Genomic DNA, 20,608 nt, shown 5'->3' with positions numbered 1-20,608 from the left:
TCTGAACTAAAAAAGTTGTTAGAAAATCTGACAGGGGTGGTTGAAATGACGTACAACCAAATGGAAAAAGCACAAGGTCTTTATCGACCTGAATTTGAACATGATGCATGTGGTATCGGTTTATACGCTCATATTAAAGGAACAGCAACACATGACATTGTGACAAAAGGTTTAAGCATGCTATGTAAATTAGATCATCGTGGTGGGCAAGGTAGTGATCCATTAACTGGTGATGGAGCTGGTTTAATGGTTCAAATTCCAGATCGTTTTTTTCGAAAAGAAATTTCAGAATTTTCATTGCCGGAAAAAGGACAATACGGTGTTGGAATGATCTTCTTCTCTCAAAAGGATCAACATAGAGAAAAAATTGAAGAAAAGATTAACGAGTATATCGCAGCGGAAGGACAAGAACTTTTAGGCTGGAGAACAGTTCCTACTGATTTCAGAAAAATCGGAAAAGTCGCACAGGAAAGCTGTCCGGTTGTCCGCCAAGTGTTTATTAAAGCCAATGTTGACAGCAAAGATGCATTAGCATTTGAACGCAAATTGTATATTATCCGCAAATTAGCAGAAAACTGGGGTAAAATAGAAGGAAGAGATTTCTACTTTGCCAGTCTTTCAAGCAGTACGATTGTATATAAAGGACTATTAACATCAGAACAAGTTGGTACCTTTTATTTAGATGTTCAAGATCCAGAATTTACTTCGGCTTTTGCTTTAGTGCATTCCCGTTTTAGTACAAATACATTTCCAAGCTGGGAAAGAGCGCATCCAAACCGTTATATTATCCATAATGGAGAAATTAACACACTTCGCGGCAATTTTAATTGGATGAAAGCAAGAGAGCAGCAATTTGTATCCGAAGCATTTGGTGATGATTTACAAAAAGTATTGCCTATCTTAGATGCGAATGGAAGTGACTCGTCTGTTTTTGATAATGCATTAGAATTTTTTATTCTATCTGGTAGAAAGCCAGCACATGCAGCAATGATGTTAATTCCAGAACCATGGACAGAAAATCCGCATATCTCAAAAGAGAAAAAAGCGTTTTATGAATATCACAGCAGCTTAATGGAGCCGTGGGATGGACCAATGGCCATTTCCTTTACAGATGGAAAACAAATTGGTGCTATTTTAGACCGCAACGGATTAAGACCAGCTCGCTATTATGTGACAAAAGATGACTATATTATTTTCTCTTCTGAAGTAGGAGTTATACCAGTAGAAGAAGAAAATGTTTTATATAAAGATCGTTTAAGTCCAGGAAAGATGCTATTAATTGATTTAGAAGAAGGACGCATTGTTTCCGATGAAGAGTTAAAAGGACAAATTGTTTCAGAACAACCGTATCAAAAATGGCTGGATGAAAACGTTATTCGCTTACAACAGCCAAGTGAAGAAACAGAAGAAACATTATCTGATTTATTAACACGCCAAAAGGCATTTGGATACACATATGAAGATGTACAAAAAAATCTTATGCCGGTTGTGACGGAAGGTAAAGATCCAATCGGGTCGATGGGAAATGATACACCGCTTGCTGTATTATCAGATAAGCCGCAATCGTTGTTTAATTATTTTAAACAATTATTTGCCCAAGTTACGAATCCTCCGATCGACGCTATTCGTGAGCAGATGGTAACATCGACACTTTCATGGTTAGGTGCAGAACGAAATCTGCTTCATCCAGATGAAACAAATTGTCAGCGAATCCAACTAGATTCACCAGTTTTATCAAATGGACAATTAGAGTTGTTAAGAAAAAATGTCGTTTCAGACTTTGTAACGAAAACAATTGATACATTATTTGAAGAAGATTTAGAAGCAAGTTTACAAACCGTTTTGCAAGAAGCAAAAACAGCAATTGAACAAGGTGTTAGTTTAATTATTTTATCTGACAGAGGATTAAATAATGAGAAAAAAGCAATTCCTGTATTATTAGCAGTAAGTGCATTGCATCAATATTTAATTAATCAAGGAATTCGTTCAAAAGCAAGCATCCTCGTGGAGTCAGGAGAAACAAGAGAAGTTCATCATTTTGCAAGCTTAATCGGATTTGGTGCAGACGCTATTAATCCTTATCTTGTCTATGCAACCTATAAAAAAGCAATCGATGATGAGATTTTAGCGCTTCCTTATGAAGAAGTTGTTTCCCGATTTAATACTGTAGTAACAGAAGGCGTAGTAAAAGTTATGTCTAAAATGGGTATTTCAACTGTTCAAAGTTATCGTGGGGCTCAAATTTTTGAAGCAGTTGGAATCGGTGAAGAGGTTATCAACAAATATTTTGAAGGTACCGTTTCGCAATTAGGTGGTATTGGATTAGATACAATTGCAGCGGAAACAACTAAACGCCATGAAGAAGCATTTGCAAGTGTATTGGATGACACATTAGATTCAGGAAGTGAATACCAATGGAGAAAAGGTGGAGAACATCATGCCTTTAATCCAAAAACAATTCATACTTTACAATGGGCTTGTCGCAAAGGAGACTACAGCTTATTTAAACAATATTCACACGCAGCAAATGACGAAAGATTAAGTTTCCTACGTAATTTATTCTCGTTTTCGTCTAATCAGCAGGCGATTGATATCAATGAAGTAGAATCAGTGGAAAGTATTGTGAAGCGTTTCAAAACAGGTGCGATGTCGTTTGGTTCATTAAGTAAAGAAGCGCATGAAACATTAGCAATTGCCATGAACCGAATTGGCGGAAGCAGCAACAGTGGAGAAGGCGGAGAAGATCCAGCACGCTTTGAGTTGGATGAAAATGGCGATAATCGTCGCAGTGCCATTAAACAAATAGCATCCGGCCGTTTTGGTGTAAAAAGTCATTATTTAATTAATGCAAAAGAGCTGCAGATTAAAATGGCGCAAGGAGCAAAACCAGGTGAAGGTGGTCAATTGCCTGGAAATAAAGTGTATCCATGGGTAGCAGAAGTTCGTGGTTCTACTCCAGGTGTAGGGTTAATTTCCCCACCACCGCATCATGATATTTATTCGATTGAAGATTTAGCTCAGCTTATTCATGATTTAAAAAATGCAAACAAAGAAGCGCGCATTAGCGTGAAGCTTGTATCAAAAGGCGGAATTGGAACGATTGCTGCAGGTGTTGCAAAAGGATCAGCTGATGTAATTGTTGTAAGTGGCTATGATGGTGGTACAGGAGCATCACCAAAAACAAGTATTAAACATACTGGACTTCCATGGGAGCTAGGACTAGCGGAAGCACATCAGACGTTAATGTTAAATGGGCTGCGCAACCGTGTTGTCCTTGAGACAGATGGTAAGTTAATGACAGGTAAAGACGTTGTATTAGCGGCATTACTTGGTGCAGAGGAATTCGGTTTTGCAACAGCACCGTTAATTGTTTTAGGCTGTGTTATGATGCGTGCATGTCATTTGGATACATGTCCTGTCGGCGTTGCTACACAAAATCCAGAATTACGATATAAATTTGCAGGGGATCCTGACCATGTTGTGAACTTTATGCAATTTGTTGCAGAAGAAGTTCGTGAATTAATGGCTCAGTTAGGATTTAGAACAGTAGAAGAAATGGTCGGAAGAACAGATGTTCTGGAAGTGAGTGACCGTGCAAAAGCACATTGGAAAGCGAAAGATCTTGATTTATCTAAATTATTATACAAAGTGGATGGAGCTCGTACTTTCCAAACTCCACAAAACCATAAAATTGATGAAAGCTTAGATATGCAAAAAATACTGCCAGCTGTTGAAAAAGCGATTCAAACAGGTGAAACAGTAGATATGCATTATTCTGTACGCAATACGAACCGAGTAATTGGAACCATTGTTGGAAGTGAAATTTCCAAACAATATGGAGAAGAGGGATTAGCGGACAATACGATTAACCTTCATTTTAGTGGATCTGCTGGTCAAAGCTTCGGTGCATTTATTCCTAAAGGCATGAGTCTTTATTTAACTGGAGATGCAAATGACTATATAGGAAAAGGTCTATCTGGAGGCAAAATCGTTGTTACAGCTCCAGCAATAGATTCTTATGTAGCAAAAGATAATGTCATTATCGGAAATGTTGCTTTTTACGGTGCAACTAGTGGCGAAGCGTTTGTAAATGGAAAAGCAGGAGAACGTTTTGCTGTTCGAAACAGCGGTGCTAACGTTGTCGTAGAAGGAATTGGTGACCATGGACTGGAATACATGACTGGTGGTCAAGTAGTTGTCCTTGGCGAAGTAGGAAAGAACTTCGCAGCAGGTATGTCAGGCGGAGTAGCTTATGTTCTAGCAAATGACAAAGAAGACTTTAAACATCATTGCAACCAAGAAATGATTTTATTTGAATCATTAGAGGATGCAAATGAAGTAGAATCTGTAAAAGAGTTAATTGCAAAACATGCAGATCAAACAAATAGTATTGCAGCAAAACAAGTATTAGAGAATTGGGAAAAATCAGTAAGTCAATTTGTAAAAGTAATTCCAAAAGACTACAAACGAATGATTTCTCATATTCAAGAGGGCTTAAACAACGGTTTATCCGAAGAAGAAGCGGTTATGAATGCATTTGAAAACAATTCAAATCAAGACAAAAAAAAACATCAACCTACTAAGTTAACAGTAGCTGTTCAGTAAGAAAGGAGAGAATAATATGGGAAAAGCAACTGGTTTTATGGAATTTAAACGGGAGGAAGCGGAAGAAAGATCTCCGCTTTCCCGCTTAGACGATTATAAAAAATATTCTGCTCCTTTCTCTGATGAGGTACTAAGTAGACAAGGAGCACGCTGTATGGATTGTGCAACACCGTTTTGCCATATTGGAATGGATATCGGTGGTTCAACATCAGGTTGTCCAATCCATAACTTAATTCCAGAATGGAATGATCTTGTTTACCGCGGTAGATGGAAAGAAGCATTGGACAGATTATTAAAAACAAATAACTTCCCAGAATTCACTGGAAGTGCATGTCCTGCTCCATGTGAAGGCTCTTGTACGGTTGCCATTTCTGATCCTGCTGTTGCGATTAAAAATATCGAACGCACCATTATTGATAAAGGGTTTGAAAATGGTTGGATAACACCAAGAATTCCGGAAAAAAGAACAGGGAAAAAAGTAGCGATTATCGGATCTGGTCCAGCTGGATTGGCAAGTGCTGATCAATTAAATCAAGCAGGTCATTCTGTTACCGTTTTTGAACGCTCTGATCGTGCCGGCGGATTATTGATGTACGGTATTCCTAATATGAAATTAGAGAAAAAAGATGTTGAGCGCCGCATCAATTTATTAACACAAGAAGGCATTGATTTTGTGACAAACACAGAAGTAGGCAAAGATATTACAGCAGAGGAATTAAAAAAACAATTTGATGCTGTTATCCTTTGTACAGGTGCTCAAAAACAACGTGATCTAGCTATTGAAGGCAGAGATGCAAATGGCGTACATTTTGCCATGGATTATTTAACTTTAAATACAAAAAGTTTATTAGATTCTGATTTAAAAGACGGCAAGTTTATTAATGCAGAAGGAAAAGACGTTATCGTTATCGGTGGTGGAGATACTGGAGCAGACTGTGTCGCAACAGCTCTTCGTCAAAAATGTAAAAGCGTTGTTCAATTTGGTAAACATCCTAAATTAGGAACATCTCGTTCGGATGACAATATGTGGCCAGCTTTCCCACAAGTATTTACATTGGAATATGCTTATGAAGAAGCTGAGCAAAAATTTGGAAGCGATCCAAGACAGTACAGCATTCAAACGAAAAAAATTGTAAAAGATGAAAATGGAAATTTAAAAGAGCTTCATACTATTGCTATGGAAAAAGTAAAACAAGCAGATGGTACTTTTGTTTTCAATGAACTTCCTGGAACAGAAAAAGTATGGCCAGCTCAACTTGTATTTATCGCAATCGGTTTTGAAGGACCAGAACAGCCAGTTCTAAACCATTTTGGCGTAGATACAAAATCTCGTAAAATTGAAGCGAAATATGGAGAATTCCAAACAAATGTAGAAGGTGTTTTCGCTGCAGGAGATGCAAGAAGAGGACAAAGCTTAATTGTTTGGGCCATTAATGAAGGTCGTGAAGCGGCCCGTAAAGTAGATGAATATTTAATGGGAGTCTCTCATTTACCAACTGTTAATGCTTAAATTAAAAACCAAGGAAATGTCTTTTCCTTGGTTTTTTCTATGCTTATAAATTAATTGTTTAGATTACTATGTTTTTTAGAATAAAAAAAGTAAATAAATAAACCAATAATAATCCATATAACAAATGAAAACCATGTAATGCTAGGCAAGCTTATAGCTAAACATATGCATAGCAACGCACTGATTATTGGCAGTACAGGTACAAATGGTACACGAAAAGAGCCTTTTAATTCAGGAAAGTTCCTGCGCAAAATAATAACGGCAATGGAAATAAGGGTAAATGCAGCAAGGGTGCCCATATTAACTAAATGAGCTAAAGTAGTTAAATCAATAAACCCTGCGATACATGCAGCAACTATTCCTGTTAACCAAGTATTGGCAAATGGTGTTTTTGTTTTTTGGTTAACATTTGCCAGGACTTTTGGCAATAAACCATCACGGCTCATTGCAAAACTTAATCGAACTTGTGCGTAAATTAAAGCTAAAATAACGGTTGTAATTCCCATTACTGCTCCAACAGAAATAATGCCTGCAACACTATCTTGCCCCACTGATTCTAATGCTAAAGCAACTGGGGCTCCTACATTTAACTTAGTAAATGGAATCATTCCTGTTATTACGGCTGATACTGCAATATATAACAATGTACAGATTGCTAATGATCCAATAATTCCAATCGGCATTGTTTTCGACGGATTTTTCACTTCTTCAGAGGCTGTTGCGATTACATCAAAACCGATATAGGCAAAGAAAACAGTAGCAGCCCCTGTAATAATCCCTTCAAATCCAAATGGCATAAACGGCGACCAATTATCAGGCTCTACATACCATACACCAACAATAATAAATAATAAAATAACAGCTAATTTTACAAATACCATAATATTATTAAACTTTATACTTTCTTTAATTCCTTTGCTTACTAGACCAGCAATGAAAAGAATGATTAATATTGCCGGTAAATCAATTACTCCCCCTTTTCCCATTCCAGGTGCAGAGCCAATAATAGAAGGGATGTGGATATTAAATCCCGCTAGCAATGATTGAAAATAGGCAGACCATCCTGTTGCAACGGCTGATACTGCGAGAACATATTCTAACATAAGATCCCAGCCGATTAAGAATGCCAATAATTCACCTAAAGTAGCATAGGTATAAGTGTAAACACTTCCAGATAAGGGGACAGATGAAGAAAATTCTGCGTAACAAAAAGCCGCTAGAGCACAAGCAATTCCTGCAATTACGAATGAAATCATAATGGCCGGTCCTGCATTATTAGCAGCTACAACACCTGTTACTACAAAAATGCCTGTGCCTATTACACATCCCACCCCTAAAAAAATAAGATCCATTACATTAATAGAACGAGCTAATGATTTACTTTTTGTTTGAGCGATCATTAAACTCATTGATTTTTTCCGAAAAAGCTGATTCATGCTGTTACCTCCTAGATGTTTTCATGACATATTTTTTAGAAAGGCTGTTTTCTAAAAGTATGTTGTTTTTGAATAAAACAATAAACATGGTTGAAGCACTGAGCAGTCTGAATACACGTAGACTCCTGCGGGAAAAGCGAGAAAGACGAGACCCCACAGGAGCATAGCGACGAGGAGGCTCGGCACTCGTCCGCGGAAAGCGAAGTGTATTCAGACTGCGGGGGAAATAACAACAATCTATACGAAAAGATCCTTTAGAAAATATACCAAAAATTCTTATGAAATTGCTTGTCATATAATTAGTATTACCAAATTATGTGTTTGTTAACAAAAAAGTCAATGTCAATAAATTCATATTAATTTTAGTAGAGAAAGGAAAACAGTTTGGCTAAAAAACAGAAGCATGGTGAAAAATTAATGAAAGATAATGAAATGAAAAAAACTGTTGAATAATATCTCAACAGTAAATGATTATTATTTCGAAATGTTAAAAATAAGCAGGAATTTGTGATTTTGGCAATTGTGATAATTTTTCATACATTTCATGATTGCAGCGGACCATACAGATTGATTTTGTCTCGTGCTGCTGTTTGCGAAGAAGTTCTCTAAATTGGAATCGGTAGTAATATTGTGGATTTATTTCACTGTATAAAAGAAAAATAGCATCTTTATTTTCCTTTGTATACAAAGAAAAAAATTCATTCAGCATCATTGTTCCGTATCCATTGCCTTGATATTTCTCGTCAATGACAATGGATCCAAGACCATAGATCGGTGCTGTTTGATCGGAAAATTGTATGGTTTTTGATAATACGATCATGGAACCAATTATGTAATTAGTTTCGTCTACATAGACATAACGAGTACCATACGCATCTTCTTTTTTATTGTCATTTACATATTGTTCATACGTTCTTCCTTTTGGCCATTCTTTGTAGCCCATTTGAAAAACAGTATGATATTCATCAGGTTGAATTTTTCGTAATAGCATTGTTGACCACCTTTCACTATCATTACATTTTATCATAGTCTTATTATGCTGATCGTTCCAGAATAGTTTCCGGCCTTTTATTAGATACCATATTTCGCTAATTATAATTGAATGGAAGCACTTATTAGATAAAGGCTGTTTTCTCAAAGTTTGTTGTTTTTTACATAATACATTTTAAAAAGCGTTTCTTAGCAGCCTGCATACACGTAGACTCCTGTGGGAATGCGAGAAAGACGAGACCCCGCAGGAGCGTATGCGACGAGGAGGCTCGACGCTCGTCCACGGAAAGCGAAGTGTATGCAGGCTGCGCGTTTAAAAGCAACAATCTATACGAAAACAGCCTAGATAAAAAAATCGGCAAAAGTTTCCGCCTATTTTTTATAATTGTTGGAATAAAATGCAATTTATTAATAGTGAAAATTATTTTCGCAATAGTAGGACATTTTCATTATCATTTTTTCCTTTTTATTGTATAATAGTAAAAATACTTTAATCGGACCGATATAAGTGTATAAAATGTCAATAAATAATTATATTATGCTAATGGTTTTGTTAGTGAATGATGTTTTATAACAGTTACGTTTGTGTTCTAAAACATTATTTTTTACAAATTGATTAAACCTATAAGCGATATAAAGGAGACACCTGTTGAGGGTGTTTTTTTATAAACAAGATGTATAAGTTTTCTAAAGTTTGACGGGTGTCTAGCGCAAGCAGCCAGCCCCTGTGAAAGATAACCTCTTGTCTCTAAAAGTAAAGAGCACTTTTTGAGCCAAGAGAACATTTTTCTTCGGGGCTGATCAAGGCGCTTGTGCTTTTCATATAAACAACAAGGGAGTGTCGGAGATGAGAGATGTAAAACTAACTGATATTTTTAACCATCATATTGCACAAAAATACATTACGAGATCAGGATTGGCTCATGCTCTGGCAGTTGCCTATCATGCATTTGAATTAGCAAAAGAAAATGATCTTGATGTGGATATTGCAGCAAAGGCCGGATTTCTTCATGATATGGGTCATTATACTTGGTACAAAGACGGAAAATGGGATTATCAACTATATAAACAAAATGATATTCATCCGATTAAAGGTGCGGAAAGGGCGCATAAGCTGTTAATCCGTCTTGGAGAGAATCCAATTAAAGCAAAGGAAATTGCACTTGCTGTATTATTTCATACAGACAGCTTTATTCCTGGTGGTAGTGTGATACTTACACCGCTTCAACAAATTGTAAAGATTGCTGATGAAAAAGATGAGGAGCCAGGCGGCCACCACCATTATCGAAGTATTACAAAAGAAAGAGCTTTAAAAAGCCTCGAGCATTTAGATAAAAGAATTGAGGAAGTGTTGGAGTTAATGGAAAGAAGATAGGGAAATGAAAATTGAATAAAGATTCAGAATACCAACAGCCAAAATGGGACAGAAACAATTCATTCCATCCCTCCTCACAACAAGTAATGATCTCATGTTATAATATTAGATAGAAAATAAGCGAGTAGAAGGTTATAACATGATCAAAACATCAACTTATATTAAAGAGTGGCAGCAAGCGCTGCAATCTGAAATAAATTACTTGAAAAAATTCTCTCAAACGAAAATAGCACTTTATAATGGGAAATTTTTAAATACAGAAGAAGAGTATACGTATTATTTTGAAACAAGTTCGTATACGAAAATTCCAATTGGCTCTACTATCGTATTAGAATGGGGAACAGTTAAAATAAATGGGCGCATTTTATCGTCTGATGGAAAGAGTCTCCTTGTAGTCTTAGAAAAATCAATAGGGGATAGTGTATCAGAAGCCTATTTATTTCATGATCCATGGGAGTTGTTAGAACAACTAATGATCCGTTTCGATTCTATTAAAGAAAATAAGCGGAAAAGAAGAAGAATCTATTGTTTAATGAATCCAACAATGGATCCAAAACATCCTGTCGAAGGAATCAAAAACCATGTACATGAATTAGCATTAAGATGCAAGTATAATCCTGTTACGTTTGTTTGGGGACCACCAGGAACAGGGAAAACGTATACATTAGCGAGAGTAGCTTTACAGCGATATTGGAAAGGTAAACGCATCTTGATTTTGTCCCATAGCAATCAAGCAGTAGACGTGCTTATAAAAGAAATAACGTCTACTTCAAAGAATAAAGGTCGTTTTAAATTAGGTGACATTCTACGATATGGCTCCAATACATCAGATGGATTATTAGGAGACGAACAAGTGACAACAAGTACGTTGCTTGTAGAAAAAGAACGTCATTTATCTGTAGAGAAAAACCAGTTAACTGAAGAAAAAAAACAGCTGAAAATGGTTCTTGCAAACTCTTTCAGCAACCGCGATTCGTCAAGTTTATTGAAATTAGAGGAAAAACTCGCTTTGGTTTTAGAAAAAATAAGAAAAAGAGAAGTACAGTTTGTTAAAAAAGCGATGATTATTGGAACGACATTAGCGAAAGCAGCAACGGATCCAACCATTTATGAAGAAGAATTTGATTTAGTATTAGTGGATGAAGCAAGTATGGCATATGTACCGCAGGCTGCGTTTGCAGCGACGCTTGGAAAGAGGATCATTATTTGTGGAGACTTTAAGCAGCTGCCACCAATTGCAGCTGGAAGAAATGAGTTAGTGGATAAATGGTTAAAAGAAGATATTTTTTCTGCAGCAAATGTTGCAGAAAGTGTGTCCTCCAATCAATTACACGCACACTTACTACTATTAAATGAACAAAGAAGAATGCATCCTCATATTTCTTCCTTTACGAATCAATATATTTACCATTCGCTTGTTGGCGACCATCGAACGGTTTTACAGAAAAGAGAACAAATTGCGGATAAACAACCGTTTAAAAATATAGCGAATATTCTCTTAGACACAAGTCATTATGGTGCATATGGAACGATTGAAAAGGGATCTAATTCCAGGTGGAATGTAATGCATTTAGTATTGTCGCTGCAAGTCATCTATGAGGGATTAATGGATGGAGCAGCAAGCATTGGTTATGTAACACCTTACCGGGCACAGGCAGAACTGATGAGCGGGTTAATAGAAGAGTTTTTTCCAAAGGAGCTTGCGGCAGGAATCGTAGCAGCAGCAACAGTCCACCGTTTTCAAGGCAGTGAAAAAGATATCATAGTCTTCGATACGGTCGATAGCACTTCACATGAAAGACCGGGAATGCTGTTAGTCGGAAAAGATAGCGAACGATTAATTAATGTAGCCATCACCCGGACAAAAGGAAAGTTTATTCATATAAGTCATTGCAATTTTTTAAAAAGAAAAGTAGGATACCGAAAAACGATTAGACAGCTAATCGAACACCAAGAAAAACATTACACGAAAGTAACACCAAAACAAATAGGAACATGGGTTAACAAACAATCACCTTCCTTGTTATGGATGCATGCAAAACAATTAGACAAGGTTTTTGCTGATATTAAATCAGCTAAACATTCCATCACCATTGCATTACCGCAAAATACGTCTTTGCCGTTTGAGTGGATCGAGCAATTAGAAAAAACAAAAAAGACGGTTGTAGTGACGTATTTTGGACCATCTCTGCAATTGGAACGCCCTTATGACCGAAAGCAATGGAATGACATCCCTTTTCCGATAATTATTATTGATGAACAAATTATATGGTTAGGACATCCTTTGGAGAGTGTGATAGGGAGCTTGCCACCGTCTATTGCTGTACGAATGCATTCTATTTTTTTAGCTCAATATATGTTAAAACAATTAGTTCAATAAAAATTTTTATAAAAGAAGTGAAAAAAAATAAGAATTCATGCTATGATGGTACATAGTTAATCATAGGAGGAAACAACATGAATCTAAAAGATACATTAACAGAAGTAATAACAAATGAAGCAGAATTACAAGAGATGCTAAATGTCTATGAGCAAGAAGGGTATATACCAACTACTTCAGAAGAAATGCAGCAAAAATTACTAGATCTATTAGAAGGAAATGATTTTTACGTGTATGATACACAGTTTATTGATGGAGTACATCGTTTATATATTGAATTGTAATATTCGGGCTGTGCGATAAGTTTGATTGCTGACTTATTGCACGGCTCTTTTCTTTTGGCTGTTTTCTCAAAGTTCGTTGTTTTTTTACATAAACATTTAGAAAGTGTTTCTTAGCAGCCTGCATACACGTAGACTCCTGTGGGAATGCGAGAAAGACGAGACCCCACAGGAGCGTATGCGACGAGGAGGCTCGTCGCTCGCTAAACGGACGAAGTGTATGAAGGCTGCGCATTTAAAAGCAACATTCTATACGAAAACAGCCTTTCTTTTATTTTCTTCCATTGTATCTATTATTTGTTTATTCTATGCTTTTTTAATACAATTAAATTCGGTTACATCATAATAGATAGGAGCGTTAACATTCAATGAATAAAAAAAAGAAAAGCAGCATTATTTCCTATATAAGTCTTTTCCTGCTCATGCTTGTCTTAACAGCGTGTGGAACAGACAAAGACAAAGGAAAAGAGTCAAACACAGGGTTTAAAAAGGGAGATGATTACCCCGTTGCAACGATTACAATGGACGATGGAGCAACAATTGATGTAGAGCTTAATCCTGAAATGGCTCCAAACACAGTAAATAACTTTATCTCTCTTGTAAATAAAGGATTTTACAATGGTTTAACTTTTCATCGTGTCATTCCTGATTTTATGATTCAAGGTGGCGACCCAAATGGGGATGGAACTGGGGATCCAGGGTATTCCATTAAAGGGGAATTCAGCTCAAATGGAGTGGAAAATAATTTAAAGCATGAAAGAGGAGTCATTAGTATGGCAAGATCTAATGATCCTGATTCTGCAGGTTCGCAATTTTTTATTATGGTCGAAAATGCACAGCATTTAGATGGAAAATATGCAGCCTTTGGCAAAGTAATAAAAGGAATGGATGTTGTCGATAAAATAGTTCAAGTGGATCGTGATGCAAGCGATAAACCCAAAGTTGATGTGGTTATAAAAAAAGTAACTGTTGATACAAAAGGGGTAAAATATCCAGCACCAGAGACGATCGAATAACGAAAAAAACAAGAATGAAACATTTTCTTTCTTGTTTAAATCATGGTATGATAAAAGCTGATTTTTAATATAAGAGGAGTGTTCATAATGGCAAAAAAAGGATACATATTAATGCAAAATGGCGAAAAAATTGAATTTGAATTATATCCAAACGAAGCACCTGGAACAGTTGCAAACTTTGAAAAGTTGATCAAAGAAGGGTTTTATGATGGATTAACTTTCCATCGTGTTATTCCTGGGTTTGTAAGCCAAGGTGGATGTCCAAATGGAACTGGTGCAGGGGGACCTGGATATACGATTAAATGTGAAACAGAAGGAAATCCTCATAAGCACGTAGAAGGAGTACTTTCTATGGCGCATGCAGGAAGAGATACAGGCGGCAGTCAATTCTTTATCGTTCATGACCCACAACCGCATTTAAATGGTGTTCATACAGTGTTTGGCAAAGTAACATCAAACATCGCTGCAGTAAAAGCAATGAGAAATGGCGATGTAATGGAAAAAGTAGAAATTACTGAGTAAGCAAAAGCGGCAGAATGGCTGAAAATAGCTGTTCTGTTTTTTTTATCAAAAATAAAATTTTACGCATCCAAAATAAAGAGAAAATTTTAAAAAAAAGAAAGTAAAAAGGAATTAATGTGAATTATGCTTAGAAAAACTATTTTGTCTTTCTAAAAATTGTTCTAATTCTACTTTTTCTGTTTTTGTGAATGCATCCAGCTTTTTTTGTAATAGTTCTTTGGCAAATTCATAAAGTTCCATATCCATTGCATTATATTTTTCAATTAAATCTATTGTAGTTTGAGAAAGATCTTCTTTTTTTAATCGTTTTTTCGTAATGTTCATTTTTTGATAATGAACATTTTTCTACTTATACTGTTTCTGCAATAAAAATAAGGATTCATCAAACATTTCCGTAATGCCAACGACATCAAATGACTTTAATCTTTCCTTTGCAACCGTAATATTCGGGTTTACAGGAAATCCGCACAAGAGAATCGTTTGATTGATGCTAATCATCTTCAAAACTATAGGAAAAAGGTGCAATTTCATGAGGCTGGATGAAATAAAAGGTGAATATGATGCTATTTTTAGTTTAGGACATAATTGTTTAGCCGGTATACAATTAAGAGATCATCATTTAAGAGCATCGCTGGCCCTCTTGATTGGGTTGGCACCCCGGATTTAAGAACAGTATCAAAGCTTATCCTTAATCGTTTTTATGGATTTTTAGATAAACAAAACTTACTAGGACTAAATTATATAGAAGAAACTGAAATGCTAGTCTTCGATAAAGTAAACAAAATCAGTTTTAATCATGATTTTAAACCAGATAAAAATACACTCGAAAATTTAGAAGATTTACCGCAAATAAAAGAAAAATATAATAGAAGGATTGAAAGATTTCTAGAAAAGACGGAAAATTGTAAACGCATACTTTTCATTAGAACAGAAGGAAAAATGGATGAAGTCAGTGAACTTCAACAAGTTTTAAAACAGGTCGTTAAAAATGATTTTCATATTCTAATAATTAATCATACTGCTGTCGACCATATGGCAGAACAAGTTTGGACAATCGAAAATGTATGTGCTATTGAGCTTCCAAATGTAGAGATATGGAAGGGGAATAATCAGTACTGGAAAGAATTATTTGAGGATATTTCCATTCGACCTTAACTGTTTTAAGGATCAAGCGATAAAAAGGAGTGAAAAAATGGCTTTAGCAGATATGAAAGGAAAATATAATGCGATATTTAGTTTAGGTGATTTATGCTTAGCAAGTATACAGTTGCGTAAATTTAAATTAAGACCGTTCGCTGGTCCTCTTGATTGGATGTCATCTCCATCTTTATCAAGTGTAAATCGTTTATTGCAAAATCGTTTTCATGGATTTATGGACTTAGCTAATTTATTGCCGACAGGTTATTCTACTGGTATTGATACACCGGAGACATTTCTAGTTGTACATGATCAATCATATGGGATTGTATCCAGCCACGATTTTAAAGCTGACAGAAACACTCTTACTAATTTAGCAACATACCCAGAAGTGAGAGAGAAATTGGATAGAAGAATTCAAAGAATGTTAACGATGATGGAAAAGGGTAAAAGAATACTATTCGTGAGAACAGAAGCTACCTTTTCAGAAACACTGCAATTGGAAGGAGTTTTATCAAAATTAGTGAAAAAAGACTTTCATATTCTTATTATTAATCATACAAAGGGCAATACGATGACAGAAAAACACTGGCCTTTAAACCGAGTCACTGTCGTTGAATTACCCGAGTACGAAAAATGGACAAACAATGATCATTATTGGAAAGAAATTTTAGATAATGTGACGATAAGATAATGTGAACTTCCCATCAGCAGCGGATTCTTCATCCCTGCTGATGGGAAGTTAATCATAGTATAATACATAATGAAGTTTATCTATTATCATGATTTTTGAGGAGAATGAACATGATGTTTAACGGAAAAGTTATTATCGTAACAGGAGCAAGTAATGGGATAGGCCGCAGTATTGCTGCAAGCTATTTAAAAGAAGGGGCAAAGGTTGTTTTAGCTGATGTAGATGAAGAGGCTGCCATGACTTTTATCAACACATTGCCGAATTCAGAACAATCATTATTTATAAAAACAGATGTACGACAAGAAAAAGAAGTAATTGACTTAGTGAATAAAACAATCGAAAAGTTTGGCAAACTGAATATATTAGTGAACAATGCAGGAAAAGCATTGTTTAAATCTGTTTATGACGTATCGTTAGAAGAGTGGGACGATATAATTAATACAAATTTAAGAAGTGTATTCTTGTGTTCGCGTGAAGCTGCAAAAGTAATGAGAAAAAATACAGACGGGGGAGCCATAATCAATATGTCCTCTACTAGAGCGTATATGTCGGAAGCAAATACGGAAAGCTACAGTGCAAGTAAAGGTGGAATAATGGCTATTACACATGCATTGGCCAACAGTTTAGCACATGATCGTATTTCAGTTAACAGCATCGCACCAGGATGGATTGAAACAAAAGATTATGAAAATCTAAGAGACAAAGATCACGAGCAGCATCTGTCAAAAAGAGTCGGCAAACCAGAAGATATAGCAAGAGCCTGTTTGTTTTTAACGAACAAGGAAAATGACTTTATAACAGGTACAAACTTAACGATAGATGGCGGAATGACAGTGAAGATGATGTATGAAGGATAGTGTATATAAGAATCTTTTCATTTAGCTAACCTGAAAAGAAGTTCCGCAGCGTGAATACACTACGCTTTCCGCGGGCGAGCGCCGAGCCGCTTCGTCGCTCCGCTCCTGCAGGGTCTCGTCTGTCTCGCTTTCCCGCAGGAGTCTTCGTGTATTCACGCTGCTCTGCGCTATAAATGTGGAGACTGCTTCTTTCCATGCGCCATAGTGGGAATTTTATTAGCATGGGGGTTTCTGTTAAACAATACAATTGATTTTAGAAGGAAATTTGCGAGCCTCCTGCGGAAAAACGGGCTTGAAAGACCCCGCTAAACGGGTACGAACGAGGAGTCTTGCCAGTTCATCCGCGGATAGCGAGTAAATTACCTGGCCATTATAAATCAACACTAAATCTCAACAGAGCTTTTAATTAAGGAAGACATTCTATTATTATCAATTACTAAGCCTCTTTATAATTCAGAGTTGCAACTAGATAAAAATTACAATTATGTTGATCAACTCATTTTTATCTATGAGGGATGATACTGTAATTAAGGCATGTAATAAATATGGAATAGTAATGGCATTTTCGAATCTGCGTTTGTTTCATCATTAATAAAATTGTACATATAGTTAACAATTAATATCATTGATTAGAGTCTGTGCTAGCTCGAAAACAATGGTTTTAATTATCGTTTAAGCTAAATTCCTTTATAACAAGCAATGAACAAGCATTATTTAATCACTCATTCACTCCTTAGAGCTGAAAAGCAACGAACAAATTTGCAGATGTTGGAAACAAGGAGTATAATATTAGTAATATTTTAACAAATACTGGAGGCATTTCTTGTGGAAATGATCAATCATGTTTTATCGACTTATGCATCTTTTTTTGATTGGGAGATGTGGAAGAAAGTACTTACAGATCCTGTTTCATGGGGGCTAATTGGTTCTCTTGTTATTTTGGAGGGGCTGCTGTCTGCAGATAATGCATTGGTGCTTGCCATAATGGTCAAGCATTTACCACGAGATCAACAAAAAAAAGCATTAACATACGGACTTTTTGGCGCTTACTTTTTTCGGTTTCTTTTTATCGGAATTGGCGTATTTTTAATTAAATTCATGTGGATAAAAGTATTAGGTGCTGCTTATTTAGCATGGATTGTTATTAAACATTTCTGGAAAGGGGACGAAGAGGAAGAGGCTTCTGGAATCAAAAAAAACAGTTGGTCTGTTCGGATGTTTGGCATCTTTTGGGCAACGGTTATCTCTGTTGAATTAATGGATTTGGCATTTTCTGTTGACAGCATTTTAGCATCATTTGCTGTGTCGGAGGAAGTATGGATCCTGTTATTAGGCGGTATGTTTGGGATATTGATGATGAGAACGGTAGCTAAATTATTTTTGCTATTAATCGATCGAGTTCCTGAGTTGGAAACGACTGCATTTGTTTTAATCGGTATTATCTCCTTAAAAATGTTTGCAAGTGTTTTCGGATTTGAATTACATCATTATGTATTTTTCGCTATTTTACTTCTGGCGTTTATTATTACGTTTATTATTCATTTTACGAATAAACCTAAAAATATTCCGAGAGATTTTGTTTCAACAAAAAAATAATCTTAACAAGCATGATGATGCCTGTTTCTTTTTGGGACAGGCTTTTTATTTTGTGTACTTATTTGCATAAGAAGAAGCAACAAATGAGTCTGGTTTTATCTTTGGTTCAATGCCAATCGATTCAATTCTAGCGACCATTTCATTTACGAACTCTCTCGTTTTATTGCGAACTCCTGATCCAATATCAATATGTCCTTCCATCGTAAATGTCGCTCCTTGATAAATATATGGCAGCACAATATTAATTAATTCTGTTTTTTTCTCTTCAGTAAATAAATAAACCACCTCTTCCGTTAACGATGTTTCATAAGAAATTTTTTCATGCAAACGTAATATTTTTCTTGGTACAATCATTTTCCGAATACAAGCCCAAGCCCCTTTTCCTTTGTTTTGAATCACTATCCCAGTAATAAAGGTTGTATATTTAGGATGTACTTGAGAATCTGTTCCGATCATTAACTTATAATGGCCAATCGGATTTCTTTCCATAAAGGCAATAATTCGTTGAAAAACAATATCAAATGACATGTCTCTTTCTTGTAGGTTTTGAAAAGTAATTGGAAAACTCTCATTCATATTCACCGAACAATTCCTCCTTAAAAAAGATAGGACCATCATTACTCGAAATCATTTTATTTCTTTAAAAGATAAAAAGCATAAAATTTTTGAAGTTGGATGGATGTCTGGCTTCAGGCTGAACAAGCCGCTTGCATTTTTCCTTAATACTATTGTATGGCTTACGCAGCAATTTTATCACATTCTTATCCAATAAAGCTTGTATTATTGTATGGTGATAAAAGGAAGAGTGTGCATGAAATATCGAACTGACGTTTAAAACTATCTAAAATAAACAGAGAATGGATGATAAAAAAGAAAAAAATTATTTCACTTGTTTCATTGAATGAATTATGTTACATTCAACCTAAAGATTGGAAGGAGGGAGAAAATGGAGGGATGAAAGCACTCCGATATGGAAATAGAGAGCTCATGAAAGATCTAAACAGATCCCTGGTTATTGATTTAATTCGTTTACAAGGAAATATTTCACGTACCGAAATTGCTAAAAAAATTGGCCTTGGATTATCAACGGTTACTTATATTATCGAAGAACTACTAAATGATAAACTTGTTTATGAAATTGGTACGGGAGACTCTAATGGAGGAAGGAAACCTGTATTATTAAATTTTAATGGCAACTATGGTGTAGTTGCTGGTCTTAAGATTGAGAAAAACGAAATAAAGATGTGTATATCTAATTTAGAAGGTACTATTTTACACAAAGATCAATTCACTTATCATCTGATTGATGAGCATCAATTATTAAGTTTGTTAATTGAAAAACTTGATTTTTTCATCAGACAAAATGTATGCGCTTCCAAATTAGTAGGTATAGGAATAGCAGCTCCAGGATTAATAGATCGAGACAACATTGAAATTGTATATTCTCCTATTTTGCAAATAAATCATATCGATTTGAAACCAGTAAGAGAGCATTTTGGTGTACCAGTTTTAATTGATAATGACGCAAATGTATTTGCGCTCGCTGAAAAGTGGATAGGGATCGGAAGAGAATTTAATAATTTTATTGGTATAACCGTTGGTACAGGTGTTGGGGCAGGTATTGTCATAGATAATAGGTTGTTTAGAGGAGCATTTGGGGGAGCTGGTGAGTTAGGACATATTATCATTCATCCAGATGGACAGCTATGTTATTGTGGTCAACGAGGTTGTCTGGAAATGTATACATCTGATGCATTTCTCATAAGTGAAGTAAACGAAGTGAACATAAATAATATTCCAACTCTATTAAAATCGCTAACTCCGATTAAACCAGAAAAAATCAGATTGGTTGCACAAATGGGGGATAGATACGCACAAGAAATCTTAGTAAAGCAAGGACAAAATCTCGCTTTAGGAATTAAAAATATGATCCATTTGTTTAATCCGGAAGCCATTATACTAGGTGAAGGAGGCTTAAGGGGAGGTGAAATTCTGAAAAAAAGTATTGAAAAGGAGTTGGCCGTTCATTTTTTTAATCAACATCCAAATAAACTACAGTTTCATATTTCCCAGCTTGGAGAAGATGTGTGGTTAATTGGCGCATGTGCATTACTAATTTGTCATTTATTTGAATTTTCAATTTATAAATAGAAAAAAATTTTTTCGGCTTTATTCATTTCTTTAGTTGGGAACATTACATTTAATTCTC

General features: G+C 35.6%; 17 protein-coding genes. 12 read left to right on the top strand and 5 right to left on the bottom strand.

Annotation, left to right across the window (positions count from 1 at the left end):
• Nucleotides 1–45: 45 nt before the first annotated feature.
• Nucleotides 46–4,605, top strand: coding sequence for a glutamate synthase large subunit (gene gltB, locus ACTYA4_RS01300; RefSeq protein WP_443479719.1), 4,560 nt, complete (start codon nt 46–48; stop codon nt 4,603–4,605).
• Between the two features lie 16 nt (nt 4,606–4,621).
• Nucleotides 4,622–6,115, top strand: a complete 1,494-nt coding sequence (gene gltD, locus ACTYA4_RS01295; RefSeq protein WP_443479718.1) for a glutamate synthase small subunit — start codon at nt 4,622–4,624, stop codon at nt 6,113–6,115.
• Between the two features lie 50 nt (nt 6,116–6,165).
• Here gltD and bcaP read toward each other — a convergent pair whose 3' ends face one another.
• Both bcaP and ACTYA4_RS01285 read right to left on the bottom strand, forming a co-directional pair.
• Nucleotides 6,166–7,551: a branched-chain amino acid transporter BcaP gene (bcaP, locus tag ACTYA4_RS01290; protein WP_443479717.1), complete on the bottom strand. Its 1,386-nt coding sequence runs from the start codon at nt 7,549–7,551 to the stop codon at nt 6,166–6,168.
• 487 nt (nt 7,552–8,038) lie between these two features.
• Entirely contained in the window at nt 8,039–8,542 is a 504-nt protein-coding gene (locus tag ACTYA4_RS01285) for a GNAT family N-acetyltransferase (RefSeq protein WP_443479716.1), read from the bottom strand.
• Between the two features lie 846 nt (nt 8,543–9,388).
• Here ACTYA4_RS01285 and ACTYA4_RS01280 point away from each other — a divergent pair.
• The 5 genes from ACTYA4_RS01280 (at nt 9,389) to ACTYA4_RS01260 (ending at nt 14,115) form a co-directional block, all read left to right on the top strand.
• Nucleotides 9,389–9,916, top strand: coding sequence for an HD domain-containing protein (locus ACTYA4_RS01280; RefSeq protein ID WP_443479715.1), 528 nt, complete (start codon nt 9,389–9,391; stop codon nt 9,914–9,916).
• Between the two features lie 139 nt (nt 9,917–10,055).
• Nucleotides 10,056–12,296: an AAA domain-containing protein gene (locus ACTYA4_RS01275; RefSeq protein ID WP_443479714.1), complete on the top strand. Its 2,241-nt coding sequence runs from the start codon at nt 10,056–10,058 to the stop codon at nt 12,294–12,296.
• A 77-nt stretch (nt 12,297–12,373) separates the two neighbouring features.
• Nucleotides 12,374–12,580: a hypothetical protein gene (locus ACTYA4_RS01270; protein WP_443479713.1), complete on the top strand. Its 207-nt coding sequence runs from the start codon at nt 12,374–12,376 to the stop codon at nt 12,578–12,580.
• Nucleotides 12,581–12,945: 365 nt separating this feature from the next.
• The gene (locus tag ACTYA4_RS01265; RefSeq protein WP_443479712.1) at nt 12,946–13,593 is read left to right on the top strand and encodes a peptidylprolyl isomerase; all 648 of its coding nucleotides are present in this window, start codon (nt 12,946–12,948) and stop codon (nt 13,591–13,593) included.
• Nucleotides 13,594–13,680: 87 nt separating this feature from the next.
• Complete coding sequence (locus ACTYA4_RS01260) at nt 13,681–14,115, top strand: peptidylprolyl isomerase (protein ID WP_443479711.1); 435 nt, start codon at nt 13,681–13,683, stop codon at nt 14,113–14,115.
• 111 nt (nt 14,116–14,226) lie between these two features.
• Here the strand turns inward: ACTYA4_RS01260 and ACTYA4_RS01255 are convergent, their stop codons facing one another.
• Together ACTYA4_RS01255 and ACTYA4_RS01250 are read right to left on the bottom strand one after the other, a co-directional pair.
• Nucleotides 14,227–14,439, bottom strand: a complete 213-nt coding sequence (locus ACTYA4_RS01255) for a hypothetical protein (RefSeq protein WP_443479710.1) — start codon at nt 14,437–14,439, stop codon at nt 14,227–14,229.
• Nucleotides 14,440–14,460: 21 nt separating this feature from the next.
• Nucleotides 14,461–14,613 carry a hypothetical protein gene (locus tag ACTYA4_RS01250; protein WP_443479709.1) on the bottom strand — a complete coding sequence of 51 codons (153 nt, stop codon included), beginning with the start codon at nt 14,611–14,613 and terminating at the stop codon, nt 14,461–14,463.
• Nucleotides 14,614–14,700: 87 nt separating this feature from the next.
• Here ACTYA4_RS01250 and ACTYA4_RS01245 point away from each other — a divergent pair, with 87 nt between their 5' ends.
• The 4 genes from ACTYA4_RS01245 to ACTYA4_RS01230 all read left to right on the top strand — a co-directional run bounded on the left by ACTYA4_RS01245 (nt 14,701) and on the right by ACTYA4_RS01230 (nt 18,399).
• Entirely contained in the window at nt 14,701–15,270 is a 570-nt protein-coding gene (locus ACTYA4_RS01245; protein WP_443479708.1) for a DUF1796 family putative cysteine peptidase, read from the top strand.
• A 37-nt stretch (nt 15,271–15,307) separates the two neighbouring features.
• Complete coding sequence (locus ACTYA4_RS01240; protein ID WP_443479707.1) at nt 15,308–15,946, top strand: DUF1796 family putative cysteine peptidase; 639 nt, start codon at nt 15,308–15,310, stop codon at nt 15,944–15,946.
• Between the two features lie 110 nt (nt 15,947–16,056).
• Entirely contained in the window at nt 16,057–16,803 is a 747-nt protein-coding gene (locus tag ACTYA4_RS01235; protein ID WP_443479706.1) for a glucose 1-dehydrogenase, read from the top strand.
• An 831-nt stretch (nt 16,804–17,634) separates the two neighbouring features.
• Complete coding sequence (locus tag ACTYA4_RS01230; RefSeq protein WP_443479805.1) at nt 17,635–18,399, top strand: MeeY/MeeF family manganese export membrane protein; 765 nt, start codon at nt 17,635–17,637, stop codon at nt 18,397–18,399.
• Between the two features lie 45 nt (nt 18,400–18,444).
• Here ACTYA4_RS01230 and ACTYA4_RS01225 read toward each other — a convergent pair whose 3' ends face one another.
• Nucleotides 18,445–18,975, bottom strand: a complete 531-nt coding sequence (locus tag ACTYA4_RS01225) for a ribonuclease H-like YkuK family protein (RefSeq protein WP_443479804.1) — start codon at nt 18,973–18,975, stop codon at nt 18,445–18,447.
• A 285-nt stretch (nt 18,976–19,260) separates the two neighbouring features.
• On the opposite strand from ACTYA4_RS01225, the gene ACTYA4_RS01220 reads away from it, so the two are divergent.
• Nucleotides 19,261–20,550, top strand: coding sequence for an ROK family transcriptional regulator (locus ACTYA4_RS01220; protein WP_443479705.1), 1,290 nt, complete (start codon nt 19,261–19,263; stop codon nt 20,548–20,550).
• Nucleotides 20,551–20,608: the final 58 nt, after the last annotated feature.

The organism is Niallia yueguangensis (assembly GCF_052663115.1).
The sequence above is the reverse complement of the archived record's forward strand: the minus strand, read 5'-3'. Positions and strand labels throughout refer to the sequence as shown.

Coding starts and splice junctions, on each gene's coding strand:
- gltB (WP_443479719.1), top strand. CDS start 46: ATGACGTACAACCAAATGGAAAAAGCACAAGGTCTTTATCGACCTGAA.
- gltD (WP_443479718.1), top strand. CDS start 4,622: ATGGGAAAAGCAACTGGTTTTATGGAATTTAAACGGGAGGAAGCGGAA.
- bcaP (WP_443479717.1), bottom strand. CDS start 7,551: ATGAATCAGCTTTTTCGGAAAAAATCAATGAGTTTAATGATCGCTCAA.
- ACTYA4_RS01285 (WP_443479716.1), bottom strand. CDS start 8,542: ATGCTATTACGAAAAATTCAACCTGATGAATATCATACTGTTTTTCAA.
- ACTYA4_RS01280 (WP_443479715.1), top strand. CDS start 9,389: ATGAGAGATGTAAAACTAACTGATATTTTTAACCATCATATTGCACAA.
- ACTYA4_RS01275 (WP_443479714.1), top strand. CDS start 10,056: ATGATCAAAACATCAACTTATATTAAAGAGTGGCAGCAAGCGCTGCAA.
- ACTYA4_RS01270 (WP_443479713.1), top strand. CDS start 12,374: ATGAATCTAAAAGATACATTAACAGAAGTAATAACAAATGAAGCAGAA.
- ACTYA4_RS01265 (WP_443479712.1), top strand. CDS start 12,946: ATGAATAAAAAAAAGAAAAGCAGCATTATTTCCTATATAAGTCTTTTC.
- ACTYA4_RS01260 (WP_443479711.1), top strand. CDS start 13,681: ATGGCAAAAAAAGGATACATATTAATGCAAAATGGCGAAAAAATTGAA.
- ACTYA4_RS01255 (WP_443479710.1), bottom strand. CDS start 14,439: ATGAACATTACGAAAAAACGATTAAAAAAAGAAGATCTTTCTCAAACT.
- ACTYA4_RS01250 (WP_443479709.1), bottom strand. CDS start 14,613: ATGATTAGCATCAATCAAACGATTCTCTTGTGCGGATTTCCTGTAAAC.
- ACTYA4_RS01240 (WP_443479707.1), top strand. CDS start 15,308: ATGGCTTTAGCAGATATGAAAGGAAAATATAATGCGATATTTAGTTTA.
- ACTYA4_RS01235 (WP_443479706.1), top strand. CDS start 16,057: ATGATGTTTAACGGAAAAGTTATTATCGTAACAGGAGCAAGTAATGGG.
- ACTYA4_RS01230 (WP_443479805.1), top strand. CDS start 17,635: ATGATCAATCATGTTTTATCGACTTATGCATCTTTTTTTGATTGGGAG.
- ACTYA4_RS01225 (WP_443479804.1), bottom strand. CDS start 18,975: ATGAATGAGAGTTTTCCAATTACTTTTCAAAACCTACAAGAAAGAGAC.
- ACTYA4_RS01220 (WP_443479705.1), top strand. CDS start 19,261: ATGATAAAAAAGAAAAAAATTATTTCACTTGTTTCATTGAATGAATTA.